This window comes from Clostridium ljungdahlii, from assembly GCF_001636845.1.
GTDB lineage: Bacteria > Bacillota > Clostridia > Clostridiales > Clostridiaceae > Clostridium_B > Clostridium_B ljungdahlii_A.
The window spans coordinates 1-3807 of record NZ_LITT01000041.1; the positions used below are offsets into that span (position 1 = coordinate 1).

Sequence of the window (3807 nt, forward strand, 5' to 3'; positions counted from 1 at the left end):
TGTATCCACCAAATAACCCTTGATAATTCCGATTAAACCCTGCCGATTTCCACTAAAGCCTGATGGCAACCCCGTAAGGGGTGTAATTAGAGATACAACAAAAATTAGAGCTGAGAGTAAAACTCTTTGGCTCTTATTTTATGAAAAGAATTGTAATTAATGAGAGAAATTTTGATTGATATGAAGATTGGAAAATGCTTGATAAAAGCGGGGCTGCATGAGTAGTATATTGCAAGAAAGCCTGATATATACCTTTAGTATTATACGAAAAACCCGTTAGTGTGAAAGATGATTGAAAAATGGATTGATTGAATGTTTGAATGAAATAAGGGAAGAACAAGTCATTTTTGAGATGGATTCTATGATTGAATATAAAGTTAGACATATCAAGGATTTCAGTGGAAAGATATTAGATTTAAATGTGAGAAAAGGACAGATTGCTTAAAACTAATCTCGTCAAACTTTCGTGGTTTTCCCACTAAACTTCGATGAAAAAAGTGGTATTCAATACCATCATTTTTTTGGAAAATTTTCGCCAAGGTTTCTTAGAATTGACGCAGAAATGCGGGGTGAGAGGGTGTGTTTTCGTCAGGGTTTAATGGGTGAGTACAATAATTAAAAATCAGATATAACTTATTGACAGTATTCTTAATATCTTTATCACTTAGAAGAAATTATTAATAGGCTGCAGTCATAATATAGATGTACAGGTAATAAATTTATTACCTGTACATCTACAAATTGTATTAATATTATTCTACATAAGTTGAAGAATACTTACTGAGAAGTTGATGTTTTAAATCCCAGAGGTTTTCAGACAAATCTACATAGTAATGATGAGGATTTTCAAATCTCAGTACTTCAGGCCACAATCTAGACAATTCTTCTTTTGCTCTATCTCTTATGTCTAGCACATCAGGGCAAGTGTATACAAGTTTTCCTTTATCAAATATTTTCACTCTTAAATCTTTTATATAATAATCTCTTATTTTTTTCCTTTTCCACGTAAAAACTGGATCAAATATTTCTATAGGTTCATTTTTATTTATTTCTTCATCTTCCAAAGTTATTAAATCTGCAATTGCTTTATTTCCTTTTTTACTATAAATTCTATATACTTTTTTAAATCCAGGGTTAGTTATTTTCTCTTCATTTTCACTTATTTTTATTTTAGGTATTATTTTACCTTCCTTATCCTCTATGGCAGATAGCTTATATACTCCACCAAATACTGGTTCTGATCTTGCAGTTATAAGTCTCTCTCCTACACCAAAAGAATCAATGCAAGCACCTTCTCTAAGTACATCAGTTATGATAAATTCATCTAATGAGTTTGAAATAACTATGTTAACATCTTCAAGATCGGCTCTATCAAGTATTTTTCTACATTCTTTTGTTAAGTAAGTTATGTCTCCACTATCAATTCTTATTCCCTTAGGTTTATGGCCATTTGGAATTAAAATTTCTTTGAAAACCTTTATAGCATTGGGGAGACCAGATTTCAGTACATTGTATGTATCAATAAGTAGTACACAATTATCAGGATATACTTCAGCCCAGGCCTTGAAAGATTCATATTCTGATGGAAAGAGTTGTATCCAACTGTGGGCCATTGTACCGACTGCAGGCATACCAAACATTTGCTCAGATATAGCACAGGCAGTGGAATCACATCCACCTATAACTGCAGCCCTAGCACCATATATAGCTGCATCAGGAGCTTGAGCACGTCTAGAACCAAATTCCATTACAGGTCTAGTTCCTGCTGCTCTACAAATCCTACTTGCTTTTGTTGCAATTAGGGTTTGATGATTTATAGTTAGAAGTATCATGGTTTCAACAAACTGAGCTTGAATAGCGGGACCTCTTACAGTTATTAGTGGTTCATTTGGAAATATAGGAGTTCCTTCGGGTACTGCCCATACATCACAGCAAAATCTAAAATCTTTTAGATAATTTAAAAAGTCTTCTGAAAATTGTTTCTTGCCCCTGAGATACTCTATATCTTCATCTGTAAAACTTAAATTTGACAGGTATTCTATAACTTGTTGAACACCTGCCATTATGCAATAACCACCTTCATCTGGAATCTTTCTGAAAAACATATCAAAATAGGCTATTCTATTACCCATATTGGTTTTCAAATACCCGTTACCCATAGTAAATTCATAGAAATCTACTAGCATCGTGAGGTTTCTCTCGTTTCTCACATTAAAGTTCTTTGTGCTTTCCATAATGAAAATCTCCTCTTATCTACGTTTTGATTATGATAAAAAAATATACATATGTATACATTGTAATACTTAAATTAACATATTACAAGGTTGTACATTTATGGAATTCTGAACTTTTATTGAAGAATGTAAGTCATGGTTTGATCTCTAAATTTTATCATACCTTCATTTTTTAAAATGTTTTTTTAAATTATAAGTTGTAGTAAAAGGGTCATCCGAAGCCATTACGAGAGACATTACAGCTGCACCACGAACGTTGGTTTCTAGTACTGTATCTATATTGGCCTCAGTTATTCCACCTATTGCAATAACTGGAATTGAAACGTTATTTAGTATTTCTTTTAAAAATGAAATACCTCTACCTTTTAGCCCTTTTTTACAGTCTGTTTTAAAAATATGTCCTGCAAGGAGATAATCTGCGCCTTTTTTTTGTGCATTTATAGCTTCTAAAGTATTGTGCACAGATACACCTACAGTACATTTTAATTTTAAATTGCTATTCATATAATCTTGATAACCTGTGTGAAATCCTTTGGCGTCTATTTTTAAGGCTGTTTCTATATTGTTGTTTATTATTAAGGGTATATTGTTAGAATCTGTAATTTTTTTTATTTTCTCAGCAATTGGAACTAATTGCCTGTAAGTAAGATCTTTTTCACGCAAAATTATGGCATCTGCCCCACCTAATATAGAACCCTTTAGTATATCAATCATGTTTTTATTTTTTACCAGCTTTCTGTTTGTTACTATATATAATTTTTTATTCATAGTATCATGGACTCCCAATCTTTCATTTTTTGGATATATGATCTTCTATAAATTTATATTTATTTTTAAAAGTCAAGTACCACCAGCTAAGCTGGTGGCTTGATTAAGCCCTATAAGGGCATGGTACTGGCAAGCGCTACTCGCGCCCTGAATAGACCGCCAATCGCAAAACATTTCCAGCAACCACCCTTGGTGGCTGTTTATTTTCTTCTTTTTACTTGCTCACCTGTAAACGGATCTATATATTCCTTTATACTTATTTGTTCTGCAATTTGGTCTTCTTGTAATTGATTTTGTATATACTTTGTTATTGCTGTTTTATTTCTTCCAACTGTATCTACATAATAACCTCTACACCAAAAATGACGATTTCCATATTTATATTTTAAATTTGCAAATCTATCAAATATCATTAAGCTACTTTTTCCTTTAAGTATTCCCATAAACTTTGATACACTCATTTTGGGTGGTATTGTTACAAGCATATGTATATGATCTATACATGCATTTGCTTCTATTATCTCTACATTATTTCTTATACATATCTCTCTTAATATTTTTCCTATTTGTACTTTATATTTGCCATATATTATTTGCCTTCTATATTTTGGTGCAAACACTATATGATATTGACACCTCCATTTTGTATGTGATAAGCTTGCTATGTCGTTTCCCATAACGACACCTCCCTATGATATTTTAATTTTTGCGATTGTCAGTCGTTCAAATTATATCATAGGGGGTTTTTATTGTTCAGAGCTTAAGCCCTTTTATCCACCGGCATTACCGGTGGTTTTCTTGACAA

General features: G+C 32.1%; 4 protein-coding genes. 1 reads left to right on the forward strand and 3 read right to left on the reverse strand.

Annotated features, from left to right (window positions below; genetic code table 11):
• The first annotated feature begins 292 nt into the window (after window positions 1–292).
• Entirely contained in the window at window positions 293–445 is a 153-nt protein-coding gene (locus tag WY13_RS21140) for a hypothetical protein (protein WP_156499055.1), read from the forward strand.
• Window positions 446–752: 307 nt separating this feature from the next.
• Here the strand turns inward: WY13_RS21140 and WY13_RS14165 are convergent, their stop codons facing one another.
• From WY13_RS14165 to tnpA, 3 genes are all read right to left on the reverse strand, one after another.
• Window positions 753–2234 (reverse strand): nicotinate phosphoribosyltransferase, encoded by a 1482-nt coding sequence (locus WY13_RS14165; protein WP_063556272.1) that lies wholly within the window; start codon window positions 2232–2234, stop codon window positions 753–755.
• Window positions 2235–2399: 165 nt separating this feature from the next.
• Window positions 2400–3002: a thiamine phosphate synthase gene (gene thiE, locus WY13_RS14170; RefSeq protein ID WP_063556273.1), complete on the reverse strand. Its 603-nt coding sequence runs from the start codon at window positions 3000–3002 to the stop codon at window positions 2400–2402.
• 200 nt (window positions 3003–3202) lie between these two features.
• On the reverse strand, window positions 3203–3679 hold the full coding sequence (gene tnpA, locus WY13_RS14175; protein WP_063556274.1) for an IS200/IS605 family transposase: 477 nt from the start codon (window positions 3677–3679) through the stop codon (window positions 3203–3205).
• Window positions 3680–3807: the final 128 nt, after the last annotated feature.